The organism is Ochrobactrum sp. S1502_03, from assembly GCF_044435015.1.
In the GTDB taxonomy this organism is placed as follows: domain Bacteria; phylum Pseudomonadota; class Alphaproteobacteria; order Rhizobiales; family Rhizobiaceae; genus Brucella; species Brucella chromiisoli.
This window is the reverse complement of record NZ_JAYEXN010000004.1, coordinates 1-20,201: the sequence shown is the minus strand read 5'-3', so window position 1 is coordinate 20,201 and position 20,201 is coordinate 1. Positions and strand designations below refer to the sequence as shown.

Genomic DNA, 20,201 nt, shown 5'->3' with positions numbered 1-20,201 from the left:
GCACCGGGCAACACCCGAACCCCAAGCTTTTCTAAAAAAACTGGAAATAAAAAAACGCGGCCCATGAGCCGCGTTTTCATTACTTTATTGGCTTTTCTTACCGCAGGCGACCGCTTGCATGGGCCAGCATCGTGTAAACTTTACCGGTATCTGACGTCAGGTAAGTCTGCGTCACCATGTTATCGCGGTCATTGCGCGCAACGTCTTCAAGCAGACGCTGGAAGTCGTCCATGTAACGATCTACAGCGCGACGGAACTCACCATCCGTCTGATATTTACGCTTGATGTCGTCAAAGGTCTGCTGTCCCTTGAGCGTATAGAGACGACGGGTAAAGACATTCCGTTCACCGCGGCGATAGCGGTCCCATAGCTCAACGGATGCTTCATGATCGATTGCGCGGGCAATATCGACCGAAAGCGAGTTGAGCGATTCAACCACATGGCTTGGCGAGCGATGAGCCTGCGTAGGCTGTGCCTGCGATGGAGCGGCCACCTCATCCTCGCGCGATGCGCGGGCAAGAAGGTCAGAAACCCAACCGCGTGGCTTATCAGAGGATACAGCTGGCTGTGCGGGTTTAGGAGCTTCTACCGGACGGGTGCGAACAGCGACGTCAGCCTGTGGCTGCGCTGCCATGACAGGAGCCTGAACCGGAGCTGGCCTCTGGGTCTGAACCGGACGCGAAACAGGGCGATCTGCGCGGCTTTCACCAACATCAACCAAACGTCCCGACTTGTTGACGATTTCAGCAAGTTCCTTAAGAGCATTGATCTGCTCGCCAACGGCTTTGCGCATTGCGCTCGTCGTTTCCTTGGCTTCCGCAGGCATATCCAGAACGCCGCGCTTGAGTTCACCACGGGTTGTGTCGAGCTCTGTGCGAATTTCTGTTGCCGTGCGGCGGATATCGTCGGTCGCAGCGGAGAACTTCTGCGATGCCTGTTCGACGATCTCAGCAATGCTTTCACGCATCTTCTCAGCCGAAGAACGGGTCTGGCCCTCTGCGCGCTGGAAAGCCGATGCCACGATCGTTTCAAACGACTGCATCAGATTCTCAATGCCTTCCGACTTCTCAACAAGGCCCGAAGCAAGCTTGTCAAGCGCGAGATGGCGATCTTCAAGCGTACCGGCAAGACCATTCTGTGCCGAGCTGATCATATCCGAAGCAGTTGAGAGAACCTTGCCATGCTCTTCAAAGCGCTCGGCAATATCAGCAATCTGCGACAGTGTACCATCGGAAAGCGCGCGCAGCGTGCCAATATTGTTGTCGATGAGACCCGTTGAGGCCTGGAACATCTGTGCTGCGCGGTTTGCATTTTCAACGAAGCTGCTTGTCGTTTCAACAAGGCGGCCGTCAATGCTTGTCAGGTTGCGCGCAGCAGATTCGATCAGCTTGCCAAGTTCGCTATTTGAAGCGGCGAGGCGATCAATCAGCTCGCTTACATTGTCTGACAGTCCCGTCTTTGCCTGCTGCACGGCTGCAATGGTTTCTGCCGTACGGCTGGCCAGTGCATTGACGAGCGCTGCGTTCTCAGCACGCAGACGATCAGTGGCTGCATGGGTCGCTTGTTCAAGCTGTTCTGCCAATCCGCGACCGCTATCCGCCAGACGCTGCACAAGAGGCTCGGCAGTGTCGCTGAGAATCTGTGTGATTTCCTGCGAGCGCGCTGCCAGAACTGCATTGAGTTCACGTGTGCGTTCTTCAAGCGTAACAGCCGTTGTGTCTGTTACCTGAGCGATACGTGCTTCAACGGAACCCAGTTCCATTGTGATCCGCGAGCCAATATCACCAAGGCGTGTGGCAATGGCATCAGCACGTTCGGTGAGGCGCGCTTCTGTGCCGGACAGGTTTTCGGTAACGCTTGATGAGAATGCTTCGCTGTGACCGGCCAATGTTTCACTGGTCCGGGTCGCCGTGTCAGCAATACGCGCTTCAATCGCCGAAAGTTCGCCAGTGAGGCGGCTTTCAATGGCTTCAAGTCCACCGGCAATAGCGCTTGCACGCTCACTTAGACGGGCTTCTGTGCCTGCAAGATTATCGGCAACACTTGCTGCAAATGCTTCGCTATGACCGGCAAGTGTTTCGCTTGTCTTGCTCGCCGTATCAGCAATGCTGCTTTCAATCTGGGCCAGACGCGATGCAATTGCATTGGCTCGCTCACCGAGGCGTTCCTCAGTCGCAGCAAGATTGGTCGTCAGATCAGCGCTGAAATTCTGACCAAAACCGTCGAGCGATTCACCAGCTTTCGCCGCTTCTGCGGACAGAATGCTGGCAGCTTCCGTGATCTTCTCGCGCAGCGAACCAGCAACGACGCCTGCACTGTGTTCAAGTGCACGGCGAACATTGTCAACGCCCATCGTGAGCGCCTTTTCCATGGTCTGCGTGCGCTCTTCGATAATGCCAGTCTGACCTTCGAATGCACGGCCGATCGCATGGCTGCTGTTTTCAATCGCATGATGCAAATTGGTCGTGCGTTGCGAGAGAATTTCGCCATGGTCCTGAAGCGTCTGGCTCAGAGATGCAGTGGTTTCAGTGAGCGTTTCGCGGATGGCAGCAGCACGACCTTCAATGGTCTGTTCATGTCCATCAAGAATATGGGCAAGGGTGCTGTTGTGATCGTTGAGAACCGAGCGAAGACCGCTTGTACGTTCTTCTACACGCTGAACATGATCGGTAAATGTCGCCTCGAAAGCATCACGGCTTGCGCCGATGGTTTCGCTGATGGCTTGCGAACGCTCATCAAAGACACGCGCCAGCTGCTGCTGATTGTCTGCAATAAGCGCCTGCAAAGCGGTGACGCGCTCATCGAATGTGCGTGCCAGAACTTCGCGATTTTCATTGAAGTTATCGCGCAACACGCTTGTGCGTTCATCCAACAACTGAGCAAGCATGGCCTGATTGCCGGCGATCACACTGTTGAGCGAGGCTGCACGCTCATCAAGCGAACGGGCATGATCAGAAAATGCTGCATCAAGACGCGAAGCATTGTTTGCCATTTCTTCCTGAAGAACATTTGTTCTGTCAGCAAGGATCGCAGCATGGTGCTCTGCGGCTGAATTGAGCGCAGATGCGCTGCTGTTGATGGCGTTTTCAATGTCGCTCGTGCGAGCAGCCAACGTATCGGCATGACCACGAATGACAGCGGAAACACGCTCAGTTTCGCCTTCAAGCGAAGAAGCCAGTACGTCGCGGCTTTCCGCAAGCTTGCCTGCAAAGGCTGAAGCCTTTTCGTTGAGAACATTGCCAACGCTCTCGCTGATCGAATTCAGTTCATCGCTGATCTTCGTCTTGGTTTCATCGATCATACCAATCATTGCATTGCGCCCACCTGAGAAGGTTTCGGCAATTTCACGGGTACGGGCAATGAGATTTTCATTGATCTGGCGTGAACGGGTTTCAAGGGCCGCGTTGAGCTTTTCCGTGCTGCTGTCAAGCGCATGCGCACGCGTTTCAAACTCGGTCAGAAGCGAGCGACCACGTTCATTGAGTGTCGTATCAAGCTGCGCGAGACGTGTATCGAACTCGCTGACCATTGACTGGGTTGCACCACCGAGCAGTGTCGCAATGCCCGCCGTGCGTTCGTCCAATGCCGAGCTTACACGTTCCGAAATCTCGCGCGACTGCTGGTCAAGCGTTGTGATGCGGGTATCAAGCTCTTTCGAGAAAGATTCGCCAGAACTGGTGATGCGGCTCGCAATGTCGCCGGTACGCTTTTCAATAGCATCAGCAATGGCACCGCCACTTTCATTGATGCTGCCGATCAGACGCTCGCCGGAATCGCCCAACAGCGCACTGAGCTGTTCAGATGCGGAGGCAACATTATCACGTATGATATTGGCTGCGCTCGACAATTCTTCCTTCAGCTGCTCATGCGCACCCGTAATGGAAGAGCGAACGCGTTCAGCATGGCTGACCACGGCTTCGCGTTCATTGCCAAGATCGCTGACAAGCGAACGAATACGGACTTCGTTGTCGCTGTACGCACGTTCAAGCTGATTGACCTCTGATTGAACAAGGGTCTCAAGTTCGACAGCACGCGCCAGCGTACGTTCGATACCTTCGTTCATCGCAGCAACTTCGCGGCGAACGGCCTGGCTCAGCGTGGAAACGCGATCACCCGCTGCTGCTTCAGGCTGCAACAGTTTCAGCGCTGTTTCCGACATGCTGCGTGCTGCAACATGCATTTCCTGTGCACGACGAACAATATGGGCAAAGCCCCAGAACATAGCGATAGGCAGCGCCACGCCTGCGGCGACACCAATGCCGGATGGGGATGTAAAGAAATTCGTCGTTGCCTGGAGGCTTGAGAAAACGTCCGGGCTGATTGCTTTGCTGATTGCAACACCGCCAGCGGCCCAAAGGACACTCATGGCTGTTGTGGTCCAGTAAAGCCTGGATGAGCGTTCGGTTGCGCGGCGCGGCGCTGTCGCGATGGCACGGCCATTGCGTGAATCGTCGTTGGCTGGCGTCAGGGCTGCGGCAGGCGTGGCGGCGACAACAGATGGCGCAGGAGAGGCCGAAGAGGTTGCAGGCTTCGCTGCGGCGTCCTGAGCGATAGGCTTGGATTTATTGGCAGGCTTTGGCGCAACGTTGGCTGCTTCTGGTAAGGCGGAAGAAGCTGTTGTGTTGGCGACCGAAGCGATCGGAACAACCGGCGGCATTGGGGGGGCAGCCGGGCTTGCAATCACAGAAACGGTTGCGATCGTCTCTGCCTTCGCTGTTCCCTCTGTCGTAATATCAACGGAAGAGACCTGCGCGGCTTGAACCACTTTCGTGTTCTGCTCTGCGACCAGTTCTTCGGTCGCGCGCGAAATCTGCTCTTCGAGGTCATCGACTGAGAAATCTTCGTCAAACGCACTCATATCCATGTCGATGTCGAAATCGTCACCGAAATCAATGTCGAGTGCCTGTTCAAGTGCCTGTTCAACCTCATGGTCGAGCTTTTGCGCCTTGGATTTTGAAGCCATAGCCTTGCCTACCTCGTACTCAATTACTGCGACGGCCGGAACAACTCAGAGCCGTTACAAAACTTACTCCGCCATTTTTTATCGTACTGACTCAGGCTTGTTAAGGAAATAGGCACCCGGGCCAGATGTCTAAAACTTTAAATACAAGGTTAACAAAAATGAGTGAGCCTGTAAAAAATCCCGGAGTTCCGGCGTTTTTAGATGGGTGATCATTCTGTGGAAATCAAAACAATGTGCGAAATGACTATAACGCATCCTGTGTAAAAGGTTAACAAAATTACGCGCGGAAGGTGAACTGGTAGTTTTCCGCCACCCACAGTTTGATTCATGCTCCTACGCTTTGTCTTGTGATCATCAATCCTGCCGACCAGCTAGAACGGCATATTGGCGCAGTTCTCTGCCAAGCTGGTTCCCGTGGTTGAAACTCCTGACATAAGACCGTATTTGCCTCTGCAACATATCAAAGAAGCTTGTTGCAGCTCACAGGGGTTGTTAAACAGCTTTCAATCGCGCCCTCATGGCGTGTTCAGGACCTTAAAATGACAAAGATAATCTTCGTATCCGCTGATGGCGCATCCCGCATAGAAGTTGACGCTGACAATGGATCAAGCGTGATGGAAGTTGCAATCCGCAACGGTGTTCCGGGTATTGATGCGGAATGTGGTGGTGCCTGCGCCTGTGCAACCTGCCATGTTTATATTGATGAAGACTGGACTGACACGGTTGGCGGCCCGGATGCGATGGAAGAGGATATGCTGGATTTCGCTTACGAACCCCAGCCGAACTCGCGGCTTTCCTGCCAGATCCGCGTGCGCGACGAGATAGACGGCCTCGTCGTCACCGTGCCTGAACGCCAGAACTAAAGCGCATCCCGAAAAGGGTGAAGCGGTTTTCAGAACAAGATGCGTGTTAAAACAAACAGATAGAGCCGTTTTGGCTTACTGGCTCATTTTTTCAAGTTTGTAAGTCAGGAGCCGCTCAAAACGGCGCTCGAAATTGATCGTTTCAACGCGATCAAATTGCTCTTGCGCCTTATCATGGGCTGTCATCAACTGCTCGGTCACTTTGTCGATGTCAGCGCGCAATGTCGAACAATCTTTACGGCTGCGAAGCGCACGTATCTCACGTTCCATCTCGCTCGCATGACTGCGGGCGATCACGATATGGCTTTCTTCGTGGCGGCGAATATCCTGATAAAGGGTATCCCAGATCAGTGCGAGTTCGGGCGATGCTTTCCGGCGCTGTTTCCAGCGCGGCAGCATGACCTTCGCATGAACATTGACATAAACGTCCTGAACCTTGCAGGCGCGATCACCGGTCGCGCGACCATAACGCACTTTGGCGTCAAAGCGAATCTCGGCTGCGCCGGGATGATGCTGTCCGGTCTTTTTCAGAAACGGGCCGCTGCGCGACAATGCCTTGTCGAGATCTTCCGCAGTCTTTCCGTTGACATTATAATAACTGAACGTTCGGAAAATGGAGGCGGCTTGCGCCTGTGGTGCAACGACAGCCAGCGCCACTGTAATCGCCAGAACCCGTTTTTTAAAAGACATGTTCCGGCACCTCTTCATATAACCAGAAAGAAATTTGCAAATTCAACGATGAGCAACATGGCATGCAATCGTCAAGAGAACTATAACAACCACCATAAAACATTGTACTTGTTTTCTGGCTGCATTGTTTCCGACAAAAAAGACAATTGGAATATTCGTAAATGATGAAAGAATGGCAACTTGCCAATGGTCGTAACCTCCAATTGGGGACAAAATCTGTCATCATGGGCATTTTAAATGTCACGCCGGATTCATTCTCAGATGGCGGCCAATATAACGATGTCGACAAGGCTTTGGCGGTTGCTGAAAAGATGCTCGATGATGGCGCGACCATTATTGACGTGGGTGGCGAGTCGACCCGTCCGGGCGCTGAAGCGGTGGATGCTGAGACCGAAGCGGCACGCGTTGTTCCGGTTATTCGTGCGCTGACCGAGCGCTTCGGCTGCATCATTTCTATTGATACCTATCGCGCCTCAACCGCCCAACGTGCGATCGAAGCAGGCGCGCACATCGTCAATGACGTATGGGGGTTGCAAAAAGAGCCTCAATTAGCCGAAGTGGCACGGGAAACCAACGCCGGGCTGGTCATCATGCATAGCAGCCGCGACAGGGACACCAATCCCGATGTGATAGCCGACCAATTTGAATTTCTTGGCAGATCATTGGAAATCGCGGGCAGGGCAGGTATTGAAACCTCGCGCATTGTGCTCGATCCTGGTTTTGGCTTTGGCAAGGATAAGGACGACGACATTGCACTGATGGCACACATGGAAGCCTTGCAGCGTTTTGGCTATCCTCTGCTTGTCGGCACATCGCGCAAACGCTTTATTGGTGCAATCACCGAGCAGGCCGACCCTTTGAAGCGTGATGTGGGAACCGCGGCAACATCCGTGGCGACGCGTCTCGCCGGAGCCAGTATTTTCCGCGTCCATAATGTCGCTTTTAATAGGGATGCTCTTGCAGTCGCTGATGCTATCCTGCAAAGCAAAGCAAGTTCAAAATAGGAAATCAGGCCGTGTACACAATCCGTATCATGAATTGCGCATTCTTCGCGCACCACGGCGTCTTTGACGAGGAACATAAGCTCGGCCAGCGATTTTATGTCGATGCGATCCTTGATGTCGATCCCGGTGATTCCCTGGAAAATGACGATATTGAAGGCACGGTTCACTATGGGATCGCCTTTGCCGTCATTAAGGATATTATCACCGGGCGTCAGCGTTATTTGATCGAAACACTTGCGCTTGATGTCGGAAAGGCACTCAAAGAGCGTTTTCCGCAGATTAAACGTGCGGAAATTACCATTCGCAAGCCCAATGCACCGGTTCCGGGCATACTCGATCATGTCGAAGTCACGGTGGTATATCCGCGTTGATCGACGAAGACATGCCTTATCGCGCCTGGCTGGGCCTTGGCGGCAATATTGACGACCCTGTTGCGTCTATGGCCAAAGCATTGAAATTGCTTGATGGCCGTAAAGACACAAAGGTCGTCGCCGTGTCGAATGTCTATCGCACACCGCCATGGGGCAAAACTGATCAGGCGTGGTTTCACAATGCCTGCGCGGAAATAGTGACCGCGCTTGAGCCCCTCAAGCTTATCCAAATATGTCTTGATGTCGAACGTTCACTCAAGCGTGTGCGACTGGAGCGCTGGGGGCCGCGCATCATCGACATTGATATTCTCGCAATGCAAAACAAAGCGGGCGAGGCGATCATCATGAATGAGACCGACCTTGAACTGCCGCATCCGCGCATTCAGGAGCGCGCTTTTGTGCTCGTGCCGCTTAATGATATTGCGCCGGAACTGGAAATCGCCGGTAAAAGCGTTTGCCAATGGGAAGCGGCCTGTAAGAGCGCTGAAATAGAAAAAGCCCGCACGGATGCGGGCTGGTGGCTTGAGCAATACCAGTCTTAATTCTTGGCGATGCTGCCGACAGCCATGTTGTCAACGCGCTTGAGGCTCATGCCGATCACCGGAACCAGTTCCTTTTCGACGCGAACAGACACCGTGACATTCATGGTGTTTTTATCGGCAACGCGTGCGAGCATGGCACCATTAAGTTCCTTGCGGTTAAGACCAAGCACAACCTTGTTGCCGCTGACCGAACCGGAGGTCACATTGAGACCTTTGCCTTCTGCTCCGTCATTGAACTTACCGGAATAGCTGGAGCCAGTGCGTGTAACCGTTGCCTTCATCGGCTGCGAGAAAACACCAACCCGGCAGGAACCATCCAGCGTCATGCCAACCGTATCATCGGGCGTGGTGCCTGCCAGCGTACAGACGAACTTCGTGCCTTTGTATTTTCCGGCAACGATCTCACCCGGACCCGACCATTGGCCTTCGATTGTCTGGAAAAACTGTTCATCCTTGTCTGCAGCCGATGCAGGCGCAGCAAAGAACGATGCGGGCAGTAGCGTGAGGCATGCAACGATGTAATTTTTCATATTCAGCTCTGTCCCGGAATTTCTACCATTAAGGGTGCATTCCAATAGATTATTTCAATACACGCCAACACAAATACGCAGCGTGTTTCGAAGGGGCGGGAATCGCAGATTCGAGCCCCCAATATTCTGACCTTATAATCGTCGCGAATGGTTAATGCTTCGTTGTTGCCGTTCGCAAAGTCAACGGATTTGCATCATTATATGTTGTGCCTAGCCACGATTTTTTGGCTTTGGATCCTTATCACTATTTATGCGCGCAATATCGCCGATAAAGTCGCCAATACCGGGTCTTTTCTCAGCATTGAATGGAAAGGGGCGCACAACGTCCATGGCCGCAATCCCGATGCGGGCGGTCATCAAGCCATTGACCACGCCTTCACCGAGCTTTGCCGAAAGCCGTGACGCCACCCCATGGCCGATAAGCTGCTGAATGACACTATCCCCCATAGCGATTGTTCCGGTCACAGCCAGATGCGCCACAACGCGCCGCGCAAGCTTCAAAAAGCCCAGTGTTCCGGGACGTCCACCATAAAGCTGTGACAGTCTGCGGATGAGACGTGCCGATTCAAAAATCACATAACCAATATCAACCAGCGCCCGCGGGCTAATGGCTGTCACGATAGAAACGCGCTTAGACGCATTGAGGATCAAGGCACGCGCTTCGCGATCAAGGGGGCGCAGAATTTCTGTTTCGGCAAGCTGGATGAGATTGCGGCCATCAATTATTTCGTCGCTCAGCCCATCCAGCATCTGCCGTCCGCGCGCGGTTTCAGGCAAACCGGCTGCAATTGCACGCAATTCATCCACAGCTTTGCGCGCTGCGGCCATATCATCACGTTCGGCAGCATCGGCTGCGTCCTTGCGCAGATGCTGAACCGATGCGAGCCTGCGCAAAGCCAGCAACTCCCGCACGATAATGGCGAGGAAGGCCACAAGTGCAACCACGGCAACAGCCAGAGCCGTCCAGCCAAGCCAGTCGGATCGCGCAAACAGCGCCTGAATGAGATCCTCGATCCAAATACCGATGGCAAACGAAACCAGAATACCCAAGGCACCAAACAATATCCTGCTCAACGACCAACGACGCGGCGGCGGCGCTTCAAAGGACGGATCAAGAATTTCAAGTTCTGCCGCTTCATCCTCACTGAGCGCAAAGATATCCACCTCAGGGACAACCTTTTCCAGATCCGTGACGGCGCGTGGGCGGCGCGGCGCATCTTGTTCCATGTCCAGAGCCGAAACCGTCTCAACGGGTTTTTTGACGGTAAACGATGTCGGTTTGCGCGGAGGCTGCTCACTCATGCCAAACGATCTCCGATAAGAAACTGGAGTGCGCGATCAAGCCGGATATGCGGCAAGGAAAGCGTGATGCCTTCCGCAGTGCGTTCAAGACGCGGAGGGCGGAAGCGGACAAAGCGGATGGCTGACTCTGCGCTCGAATGCAACGGCTCGAATATTACATTAGGATTTTTTGGCAAATCACCGGGAAATATAGCAGTTTCTGTTTTTCCATCGAATGTTTCACCATCAATACGCTCGCCTTTAAGCGGCGTTCCAATGATCACAGGCAGCGTATCCTTGCCTTCTTTTACAGTGGCTTCGCGGGTGGCACGGACGGCGGCCATAGCCAGCACTTCGATATCGGCACCGGAAAAATCGGCACGCTCAATGGCGCGCTCCACAAGCCTGCGAACAATCGCCTGCAACCGGTCATGACTTTCATGATGCAGATGATCGGCTTTTGTTGCTGCGACCAGAATACGCCCGATACGACGTTGAATAAGCCCTGTCAGCAGGCTGGCGCGTCCCGGACGAAAGCACGAAAGAATATCAGTGAGCGCGCGTTCGAGGTCGGCTACCACAGCACCACCGGCATTCATGGCCTGCATGGCGTCGATGAGGATAATCTGTCGATCAAGCCGCGCGATATGTTCGCGAAAAAAGGGTTTGACCACATGTGTTTTGTAAGCCTCGTAACGGCGCTCCATCATAGCACCCAGACTGCCCGTCTTGAAATCATCTGCTTTTAAATCGGGCAAGGGAGCGAAAGTAAGCGCAGGCGACCCCTCAAGGTCGCCCGGCATAAGAAAACGCCCCGGCGGCAATGTAGACAAGGCGCGTTCATCGGCCTTACCGGCCCTTAAATAAGCCGTGAAACTCTTTGCCAGCCTCTGTGCGGTCAGTTCGTCTGCACTGTCTGATGCGATGACCATCTGAGCCTCTCTCAGCCAGTCCTGCGCCAGATCTTTATGAGTTGGCTCATTGGCGAGTGCAAAAGAATCTGCGCTGAACTCACGATAGTTTTTACCCAGCAAAGGCAGATCAAGCAGCCATTCACCGGGATAATCAACAATATCGACGGACAGCCGTCCCGGTGAAAGCCAGCGGCCCCATGCCGATGCGCTCTCATATTCAATGGTCAGCCGAAGCTGCGATATGGCGCGCGTCGAATCCGGCCAGATGCCTTCATCAAGCAGCGCCGAAAGATGCTCTTCATATTGAAAGCGCGGCACCGCATCATCGGGCTGCGGTTCCAGCATGGAACGGGAGATCCGCCCGGATTTATAAGCTTCAAACATCGGCAGGCGACCGCCATGCACCATATTGTGCACAAGGGCCGTTATGAAGACCGTTTTGCCCGCGCGTGAAAGACCGGTAACGCCAAGTCTCAGCGAAGGAGACATCAGCCCGGTTGCGCGATCCGTCAATGTATCAAGTGCGATCCGTGCCTCATCGCTGAAACTGGTCAGTTTTGCCAATTGTTGCCTCGCAAGAAAACCGTTCTGTCACACTCATACATAGGAACCCGTGCGGCATATCAACAAGGCCGCCGTTAAATGCTTCAACTCCGCTTATGCACCGGGCAGCGGAAAGCTTTCGAGAAAACCTTTGCCCCGCGCAATTTCTGACAGCGGCCCATCAAACCGCATGATGGCAAGGGCAGACGTTGGAAATCCGGCACCAAGTCGGGACATGCTCGCAGCTTCACCATCGCCGCAGAGCGCAAGTGCCAAATCTTCAATGCTTGGATTGTGTCCTACCAGCATCAACTGCCCTGAACCGGCATTGGCGCGAATGGCCTGCATATAGTCGTTTGGCCCCCCGCTATACATAGTTTCGTCAATGACTGTTTCGACGTTAATGCCAAGCCGCTTGATAAGACCGAACGCGGTTTCACGTGTGCGGCATGAAGCCGAAAGCAGAATTTTTTCAGGAAGAACCCCGGATGACAGCATGGCTTCAGCCAGTCTATCCAGAGAGGAATTCCCCTCATTATCCAGCGGCCTGTCAAAATCACTCATTGATGGCTTAGCCCATATAGCCTTCGCATGGCGGAGAAGAAAAAGACGACTCATGAGGGGCTCCCGGCTGCAATTTGAAAGGCGCTAAAGGGAATTAATGCCACAATTTCTGCAAACTTTCTCGCAATCGCTCTCGTTTTTGATGATTTTTTTAAAGCTTCGGGAAATATTCACAGGTAGCTTTGCTCTTTTATTGGGCATAAACTGGATGATTGGTTGTTCTTCATTCGTAATTATGTTTCGTGAGTACCAGCCTAGACAATATTTTGAAGGCATTTATAAAAACAAAAACTAACAAACTATACACTTAATATAAATTGCGTATTTTTTCATCAAAATCATACAATTTTGATGGATTAAAAAGTCGTGAAGCGCGCGTGTTTAATGTTGTGTCGTCGTTGCGATGGACTTATATAACCGCTCGCGTCTCCTAGATGTGGGGTGATTCAGAATGAGTGAATTAATCGACCTTGACTATAGGCCCACTGAAGACGAACCGTTCATGAATGAACGGCAGAAGTCTTACTTTCGTGCAAAGCTTGTTGCATGGAGGAATGATATTCTTCGCGAAGCGCGCGAAACTCTCGATGCGCTACAGCAGGAAAATGCAAACCACCCGGACCTGGCGGATAGGGCATCCTCCGAAACGGATCGGGCAATTGAGCTTCGCGCTCGTGACAGGCAGCGCAAACTGATTTCCAAAATTGATGCAGCCATTGGCCGTATTGAAGAGGGGACTTATGGTTTTTGTGAAGAAACCGGCGATCCGATCAGTTTGAAACGACTTGATGCACGACCAATCGCAACGCTTTCTATTGAAGCGCAAGAGCGCCACGAGCGCCGCGAAAAGGTCTATCGCGACGATTGATCTTCATCCAGTCGGCTATAAAAATTCAAAGGCTGCGGGTTCGCAGCCTTTTTTCTTTGTGTTTTTATGATGCACAAAAAAGGGTATCAGCCCATCGGAATGATACCCTGATATTGCCAAAGGCAGTCTGATCAGAAATTGCGTGTTTCGTTTCTGGTAAGCTCACCGAGAAGCTTTTCCATTTCATCCTCAATCGCATCATCCCGGCGTGCATTTGCCTCGTTCTCGTTCGGAGAAATATCAAGCGAACCGAGCAGCTCTTCTTCAAAAAAATCAACTTCGAGCATTGACGGTTCATCATCAGCAGAACGTGCCTGAGTTTCCGTTTCAAGGTCAGCCATGATGGCATCATGCAACGCGCCGCCAATATCGCCCAGATCATCGTCAGTAAGATCCGGCTCGGAATGTGCCGAAACCATAGCCGGCTCTGTTTTGGTCGCAGATGGCGTATTGGCAGCCGGGCTCTGCTGGATATTGCTGATTTCAGGAACAGGCGATTTTACGCCCGTTGGCTCACGCTCCGGCGTTACGCCGCCAAGGTCGGAAGAAGCCGCGACAGTTGCAGCTGCTGCCGCACCGGCACCAAGACCAGATGTCGAGCTGAGAACCCCACGCGATACCTGGCTAAGCGGATAGGCAGGATGCAGACGCGGAGACTGTAGCTGTTCTGCCGGGCGCGCTTCGGGCAGAACCGTGCGCGGCTGTGGCGGGTAATTCGGGGCAGGTCGCGGCGGCTGAGGGCGCGCCTGAACCGCTGGTGCTTCGCCTACCTTGGGTGCCTGAGGCGCAACCGGCATAACAGGTGGCACAGGCGGCGCCCTAAACTGCTGCGCTTCAAATGTTGCCTGCTGCACAACCGTCTCGCACACGATTTCTGGCTTGCGCGGTAACGGTGTTTCAATCGGAGAATTAAGCTGAATGGCTTCGTTTTTCTCCACAGGCTGCGGCACCTGCTGCGAAATACCCGGACGCTCTCCCGCCTCTGAAGTGAGACTTGCCTCATGCTGTCGGAAACGTTCGATATGTTCCGCTTCAATACGGGTTGCTTGCGAGCGCGAATTGGCACGTGATTCCATGACGATATTTTGCTCAACAACAACGTCGGTGGGGCCACCGATAAGCAGAAGATGCTCAACATCGTCACGACGGATCAGAACCAGCTTACGACGGCTATCCACCGCTGCAGCATCCATCACCGACAATCTTGGCTGGCGCCCGGTTCGTGCATTAGAGGCAAATCCTCCGCCGCTAAAGCGACGGATAATACTCAGAACAACGAAAATTCCGCCTAGAATGATCGCAAAAATAAGGATGAAGCCGACAATATTTGCCGTGCTTTCGCCAACAAGACCGCTGAGCCATTCCTTCATGCGGGTAACCCTCTCATACTAAAACCAATAATGTCCGGTTGACGGAAACCACAAATTCCCCGCGCTTCAAATCACCGCGACAACACATGTCCTGTAGAACACTAATTCAATTTGCCTTGCATGGGAATGTTCTATGAATTCATGAGAAACATATGATCCCCAGCCAAAACAGTGCAAAACGCTGCTCTTCGTGCTGTTTTATACGAGCCATGCTTGTGCTGTCAGGCAATTAACGCATTCTGCGAATCGTATATACCCTGCAATATGCGTCAAAATCTGGCACAAGATATAAAGCTGGAAAACGATGCAGGGAACGTGATTGGTTTTGCTTGATGAATAAGATAGCGCTTGAGCTGGAAGAAACAGCGAATGGACGATACGTCGTCCATGCAGTTCAGCCAAACAGCATGAAAGGGCAGTGGGCCTGATGTCGCGACATACGGACAATAATTATCCGAAACCGCTCGTCATGCCGAAGCGTGGCTCCAGTTCAGCCTTGAGGCTGCTGATCATCGGCGTCGTGCTGACCATGGCAGCCCTTGTCTATTTCCTGTTTCGCGATCAGCTTGGCGATGGTTTCGCAATCGTTTTAATGGGCATATTGTCCATGATTGGCGTTTTCTATCTTTTTGGTGCGGCCACGGGGCTGATCCAGTTCAGCCAGCGGCATGGTGGGCAGGATCTGGCGCATGTTTTCATGGATACACAGCCGGAAGGCACCGTCATTTCAGATGCACGCGGGCAGATTGTCTATGCAAACAATGCCTATGCCAGAATGACCGGCGTTGCATCCGCTGATGGTGTTCGCTCGCTCGATAATATTCTGACCACCGAACCTGCTGCTTCAGATGCTATTTACCGGCTGACAAATGCCGTGCGTGACGGGCTTTCGGGGCAGGAGGAAGTGCGTATTTCCGGTGGCCTTTCACGGGACGCTCAAGGAGCGGATGCTCCTGTCTGGTATCGTATCAAGGCACGTCCCGTTGACGGCGGACAGGATTTCAAGGGAACGCTTGTCGCCTGGCAGATTGCGGATATTTCGGACGAGCGCGCCGAACAGGAGCGATTCTTTCAGGAGTTGCAGGAAGCAATCAACCACCTTGATCATGCGCCTGCCGGATTTTTTTCGGCTGATCCTTCGGGCCGTATCATCTATCTCAATGCAACCCTTGCCGAATGGCTTGGCGTAGACCTCACGCAATTCACCCCCGGTTCTCTCACGCTCAATGATATTGTCGCAGGCAGCGGTATGGCGCTTATCAAAGCCGTCAAAGCAGAACCCGGCACCAGCCGTAACACTGTGATCGATCTCGATCTGATCAAGCGCAATGGTCAGAGCCTCGCTGTGCGCTTTTATCATCGCGTTCAGGCTGCACGCGATGGCACACGCGGCACCAGCCGCACGATCGTGTTGGATCGTGCAGAGGGTGATGATTCCTCCGCAGCACTGCGCTCGGCAGAAGTCCGCTTCACGCGCTTCTTCAATTCCGCCCCAATGGCCATTGCAGCCGTGGATGCGCAAGGCCATACGCTGCGTACCAATGCGCGCTTCCTTGATATTTTCGCGCCGGTCGTGGATCGCGATGCGGTGGATAACCGCATCAAGCTCGAAAATGTCGTCCATGAACGTGATCGCGATACGTTCAACAAGGCGCTGGCAGCGGCCTTTGCAGGCCAAGCCAGTATTTCGCCAGTCGACACCGTTCTTCCGGGCAATGAAGACCGTCACATTCGCTTTTATCTGAGCGCGGTCACTGATCTTGGCGAAACAAGCGAAGAAGCAGCGATCGTGTCGGCGGTAGAAACCACCGAGCAGAAGGCGCTCGAAAATCAGATGGCGCAAAGCCAGAAGATGCAGGCTGTCGGCCAGCTTGCCGGTGGTATCGCGCACGACTTCAACAACGTCCTGACCGCGATCATCATGTCATCGGACCTGCTGCTGAGCAATTATCGCGCTTCCGACCCGTCCTTCCCTGACATTATGAACATCAAGCAGAACGCCAATCGGGCCGCCTCGCTCGTGCGTCAGTTGCTTGCATTCTCGCGCCGTCAGACGCTTCGTCCAGAGGTTCTTGATCTTACCGATGTTCTGGCCGATCTGCGTATGCTGTTGGCGCGTCTGGTGGGTAAGGATATCAGCCTCAAGATCGAACATGGACGCGATGTCTGGCCTGTTAAGGCCGATCTTGGCCAGTTTGAACAGGTCGCCGTCAATCTCGCTGTGAATGCCCGTGACGCGATGCCGGAGGGCGGTGAGATCACGCTACGCACGCGCAACGTCAAAGCACATGAGGCAGCCAAGCTTCACTATCGTGATCTGCCCGAAGCCGACTATGTTGTCTTTGAAGTGGAAGATACCGGTACGGGAATTCCGGCCGATGTGCTCGAAAAAATCTTCGAGCCATTCTTCACCACCAAGGAAGTGGGCAAAGGCACCGGCCTCGGTCTCTCCATGGTCTATGGCATTATCAAGCAAACCGGCGGCTTCATCTATTGCGATTCCGAAGTCGGCAAGGGTACGACCTTCAAAATTTTCCTGCCACGCCATATTGAAGAAAAAAGTGCAGACAATGCACCTGTCACAATCAAGGAAAAGAAGGTCGAAAAGGCCGCTGACCTTTCCGGCTCGGCAACTGTTCTGCTTGTCGAGGACGAAGACGCCGTGCGCATGGGCGGCGTGCGTGCGCTGCAATCGCGCGGCTACACCGTTCATGAAGCAGCCTCAGGCGTCGAAGCGCTGGAGGTTCTGGAAGAACTCAACGGGCAGGTGGATATTGTTGTCTCTGACGTTGTCATGCCTGAAATGGATGGACCGACGCTGCTGCGCGAATTGCGTAAGACCCATCCCGACATCAAATTCATCTTCGTATCGGGTTATGCGGAAGACGCATTCGCGCGTAATTTGCCAGCTGACGCCAAGTTCGGCTTCCTGCCAAAACCTTTCTCTCTCAAACAGTTAGCAACTGCTGTTAAAGAAATGCTGGAGAAAGAAGATTGATGCCCAAACGCGGTTCGCAAAGCAATGCGTAAGCGTATGATCGCAATTTTCGGCGGTGGACCGGCAGGGCTGTTTGCCGCCGAAAACTTGTCGGCGCTTGGACATTCGGTCACTGTTTACGAGCAGATGCCGACGGTCGGGCGCAAATTTCTGCTGGCGGGAAAATCGGGTCTTAACATTACCCATTCAGAAGATTTTGCCCGTTTTACACAGCGCTATGGTGCAAGCAGTGAACGGCTTCAGCCAGCTTTGCAGCAATTCACGCCGCAGAATTTACGCGCATGGGCGGATGCGCTCGGCGCTGAAACCTTTGTCGGCTCATCGGGCCGCGTGTTCCCAAAAGCGATGAAGGCTTCCCCGCTTTTACGCGCATGGTTGCGTCGTCTGGAAGCGCAGGATGTGACCATACTGACCCGCCATAAATGGGTCGGGTTCCGCACCGGCAAGCCGGTAATTGAGACATCGACTGGCACTCAAACCATATCCTGTGATGCAGCACTGTTTGCGTTTGGCGGCGCAAGCTGGCCCAAGCTTGGCTCGACTGGCGCATGGACAGAATTATTCGCAGCGCAAGGCGTCGACATTGCACCTTTTCGATCCGCCAATTGCGGCTTCGATGTCCACTGGAGCGATTTCTTTGCAGAACGATTTGCCGGAGAGCCGGTCAAGTCGGTAACGATCAAAAGCGCAGCAGGTGTTTCACAAGGCGAATTTGTGATCACACGCGGCGGTGTCGAAGGAAGCCTCGTCTATGCGCATTCAGCGGTTTTGCGCGATGATCTTGAACGCGATGGCCACGCCAGTCTGGAGCTTGATCTTGTGCCGGGGCGCACGCTTGAACGCCTGACACTTGATCTTTCGCGACAGGATAAGAAGCTAAGTATCAGCAATCTCTTGCGAAAAGGCGCAGGCCTAACGGGTGTCAAAGCAGCACTCGTGCTTGAGTTTTTGCGAGATAAAGACCCAATCACACTCGCCCAGACCATCAAGTCACTCAAAATTCCACTCCTTCGCCCGCGACCAATTGAGGAAGCGATATCCTCTGCTGGCGGCATAAAATGGAGCGAGATCAATGAACACTCTATGCTTGAAAAACTGCCGGGCACGTTTGTCACTGGCGAAATGATCGACTGGGAAGCCCCCACCGGCGGTTATCTTCTAACCGCGTGTTTTGCAATGGCGAAGGCTTCTGCAAACGGTATTCATAACTGGCTTGCGAAATCCGGTTAGAGCCTGAGAAATGATATAGGTGGCAATCATCAGGGCTTTGCAACAGGCGCTGTAAGGTCCGCAAGCTTGAGCTTGCGGAAGTCTCCACCACTGGGATTCTGGAATGGATAAAGGCCAAATTCCGGCATCACCGCATAAAGGTGGTCGAAAATATCAGACTGGATTTGCTCATACGATGCCCAGACAGTGGTGTTAGTGAAGCAATAGATTTCGAGCGGCAATCCATCTGGCGTGGGGTCCATCTGGCGCACGAGCAGGGTCATGCCCTTGTGAACAGCGGGATGGTTTCGCAGATAGGTCTCGACATAGGCGCGGAACGTCCCAATATTGGTAAAGCGGCGCGTATTAACCGGGTTCTTCGCCTTATCGCCAAGCTTCGCATTCCATTCGGCGATTTCCTTTTCTTTTTTCGAAAGATAGCCTGTGAGCTGATCAATCGAGGCAAGGCTTTGAAGCTCATCTTCACTGAGAAAACGGATGGTTGCCTGATCGATAAACAAGGCGCGCTTGATGCGTCTGCCACCGGATTGCTGCATCCCGCGATAGTTTTTCATCGGTTCGGTGATGAGTTTGCGGATAGGGATAGTCGTAATCGTCTTGTCGAAATTCTGCACTTTGACCGTATAAAGCGCAATCTCAACAACATCGCCATTGGCATCAAGATTCTTCATTTCAATCCAGTCGCCAACCCGCACCATGTTGGAAGAGGCTATTTGCATACTGGCGACGAGTGAAAGCAGTGTATCCTGAAACACCAGAATAAGCACGGCCGCCATCGCACCCACACCAGACAACAGGATTACCGGTGAGCGATCCAGAAGTGTCGCGATAATCAGCACCACCGCGACGATATAAATTGCAAGCTTGCTGACCTGAACATAGCCTTTGATCGGCCGATCTTTCGACTCTTCACGGCGGCTATAGAGCGTTTCCACGACGCTCAAGACAGCGCTTAAAGTGAAGGCCAGAGTCAGAATGATAAAGGCAATTGCCACATTATTGATCACCGTCAATGCGATGTGTGGCATTCCGGGAATTGCGACAATCCCAGTCGAAATAATGAGCGCCGGAACAATATTGGCCAAATGGCCGACGACGCCATGCTGCTTTATTTCCTCATCCTGCCCGAAAGGCGTTTTCTGTACAATACGATCAAGAACCTTGAGCAAAACAGCTTTAACAAGGAAATTGGCGACAAAAGCCGCAAGAAAAAGGCCCAACAGCAATGCAACTGTCTGCGCCCATGGGTGAGCAATAAAAAATTCCGACAATAGAGTTTCCCGGATGCTTTGGCCAAATTGATTGGGCCTGAATGATTTGGTGATTTATAAAAGTCCTACGTGTACGCGGTGCTGAAATCAACCTTTCGACTGAGAGCGGCGGTGCAAAATTAGTCCACGGAAGTGGCGGGATAATCCCGCTTCGGCGGAGTAAAACTCGGCCACCTATTTTCCTTCTGCAACGAGTGCA

14 protein-coding genes and 2 pseudogenes are annotated in these 20,201 nt (G+C 53.1%); 7 read left to right on the top strand and 9 right to left on the bottom strand.

Annotated features, from left to right (window positions below):
• Positions 1-97: 97 nt before the first annotated feature.
• Together VBH83_RS04745 and VBH83_RS04740 are read right to left on the bottom strand one after the other, a co-directional pair.
• Positions 98-4,468: pseudogene (locus VBH83_RS04745) on the bottom strand (kinesin); the annotation flags it as partial.
• A gap of 296 nt (positions 4,469-4,764) precedes the next feature.
• Positions 4,765-4,963: pseudogene (locus VBH83_RS04740) on the bottom strand (hypothetical protein); the annotation flags it as partial.
• Between the two features lie 539 nt (positions 4,964-5,502).
• On the opposite strand from VBH83_RS04740, the gene VBH83_RS04735 reads away from it, so the two are divergent.
• Positions 5,503-5,826, top strand: a complete 324-nt coding sequence (locus VBH83_RS04735; protein ID WP_396996590.1) for a 2Fe-2S iron-sulfur cluster-binding protein — start codon at positions 5,503-5,505, stop codon at positions 5,824-5,826.
• A gap of 75 nt (positions 5,827-5,901) precedes the next feature.
• Here VBH83_RS04735 and VBH83_RS04730 read toward each other — a convergent pair whose 3' ends face one another.
• The gene (locus VBH83_RS04730; RefSeq protein ID WP_265984706.1) at positions 5,902-6,516 is read right to left on the bottom strand and encodes a DUF922 domain-containing Zn-dependent protease; all 615 of its coding nucleotides are present in this window, start codon (positions 6,514-6,516) and stop codon (positions 5,902-5,904) included.
• A gap of 161 nt (positions 6,517-6,677) precedes the next feature.
• On the opposite strand from VBH83_RS04730, the gene folP reads away from it, so the two are divergent.
• Genes folP through folK form a run of 3 tightly spaced genes read left to right on the top strand, consistent with a single transcriptional unit; the run spans position 6,678 to position 8,433 of the window.
• On the top strand, positions 6,678-7,520 hold the full coding sequence (folP, locus tag VBH83_RS04725) for a dihydropteroate synthase (protein ID WP_265984705.1): 843 nt from the start codon (positions 6,678-6,680) through the stop codon (positions 7,518-7,520).
• Between the two features lie 11 nt (positions 7,521-7,531).
• Positions 7,532-7,891 (top strand): dihydroneopterin aldolase, encoded by a 360-nt coding sequence (gene folB, locus VBH83_RS04720; protein ID WP_396996588.1) that lies wholly within the window; start codon positions 7,532-7,534, stop codon positions 7,889-7,891.
• A gap of 11 nt (positions 7,892-7,902) precedes the next feature.
• Complete coding sequence (gene folK, locus VBH83_RS04715) at positions 7,903-8,433, top strand: 2-amino-4-hydroxy-6-hydroxymethyldihydropteridine diphosphokinase (protein ID WP_265984748.1); 531 nt, start codon at positions 7,903-7,905, stop codon at positions 8,431-8,433.
• On the opposite strand, the gene VBH83_RS04710 is transcribed toward folK, so the two are convergent.
• The 4 genes from VBH83_RS04710 to VBH83_RS04695 all read right to left on the bottom strand — a co-directional run bounded on the left by VBH83_RS04710 (position 8,430) and on the right by VBH83_RS04695 (position 12,319).
• Positions 8,430-8,963 (bottom strand): hypothetical protein, encoded by a 534-nt coding sequence (locus VBH83_RS04710; protein ID WP_265984703.1) that lies wholly within the window; start codon positions 8,961-8,963, stop codon positions 8,430-8,432. The two genes, folK and VBH83_RS04710, sit on opposite strands and share 4 nt — an antisense overlap.
• A gap of 210 nt (positions 8,964-9,173) precedes the next feature.
• The gene (locus VBH83_RS04705) at positions 9,174-10,265 is read right to left on the bottom strand and encodes a YcjF family protein (protein ID WP_265984702.1); all 1,092 of its coding nucleotides are present in this window, start codon (positions 10,263-10,265) and stop codon (positions 9,174-9,176) included.
• Positions 10,262-11,722, bottom strand: a complete 1,461-nt coding sequence (locus tag VBH83_RS04700) for a YcjX family protein (protein ID WP_396996585.1) — start codon at positions 11,720-11,722, stop codon at positions 10,262-10,264. Before VBH83_RS04700 ends, VBH83_RS04705 begins: the two co-directional genes overlap by 4 nt.
• Before the next feature lie 93 nt (positions 11,723-11,815).
• Complete coding sequence (locus tag VBH83_RS04695; protein WP_265984700.1) at positions 11,816-12,319, bottom strand: histidine phosphatase family protein; 504 nt, start codon at positions 12,317-12,319, stop codon at positions 11,816-11,818.
• Between the two features lie 397 nt (positions 12,320-12,716).
• Between VBH83_RS04695 and dksA the strand changes: the two genes are divergently transcribed.
• Positions 12,717-13,133, top strand: a complete 417-nt coding sequence (gene dksA / locus VBH83_RS04690; protein ID WP_094507171.1) for an RNA polymerase-binding protein DksA — start codon at positions 12,717-12,719, stop codon at positions 13,131-13,133.
• 131 nt (positions 13,134-13,264) lie between these two features.
• Here the strand turns inward: dksA and VBH83_RS04685 are convergent, their stop codons facing one another.
• Positions 13,265-14,503: a flagellar biosynthetic protein FliO gene (locus tag VBH83_RS04685; protein ID WP_265984699.1), complete on the bottom strand. Its 1,239-nt coding sequence runs from the start codon at positions 14,501-14,503 to the stop codon at positions 13,265-13,267.
• Positions 14,504-14,930: 427 nt separating this feature from the next.
• Between VBH83_RS04685 and cckA the strand changes: the two genes are divergently transcribed.
• Both cckA and VBH83_RS04675 read left to right on the top strand, forming a co-directional pair.
• Entirely contained in the window at positions 14,931-17,501 is a 2,571-nt protein-coding gene (gene cckA / locus VBH83_RS04680; RefSeq protein ID WP_265984698.1) for a cell cycle histidine kinase CckA, read from the top strand.
• A gap of 24 nt (positions 17,502-17,525) precedes the next feature.
• The gene (locus tag VBH83_RS04675; protein WP_265984697.1) at positions 17,526-18,731 is read left to right on the top strand and encodes a TIGR03862 family flavoprotein; all 1,206 of its coding nucleotides are present in this window, start codon (positions 17,526-17,528) and stop codon (positions 18,729-18,731) included.
• Positions 18,732-18,760: 29 nt separating this feature from the next.
• Here VBH83_RS04675 and VBH83_RS04670 read toward each other — a convergent pair whose 3' ends face one another.
• On the bottom strand, positions 18,761-20,002 hold the full coding sequence (locus tag VBH83_RS04670) for a mechanosensitive ion channel family protein (protein ID WP_265984696.1): 1,242 nt from the start codon (positions 20,000-20,002) through the stop codon (positions 18,761-18,763).
• Positions 20,003-20,201: the final 199 nt, after the last annotated feature.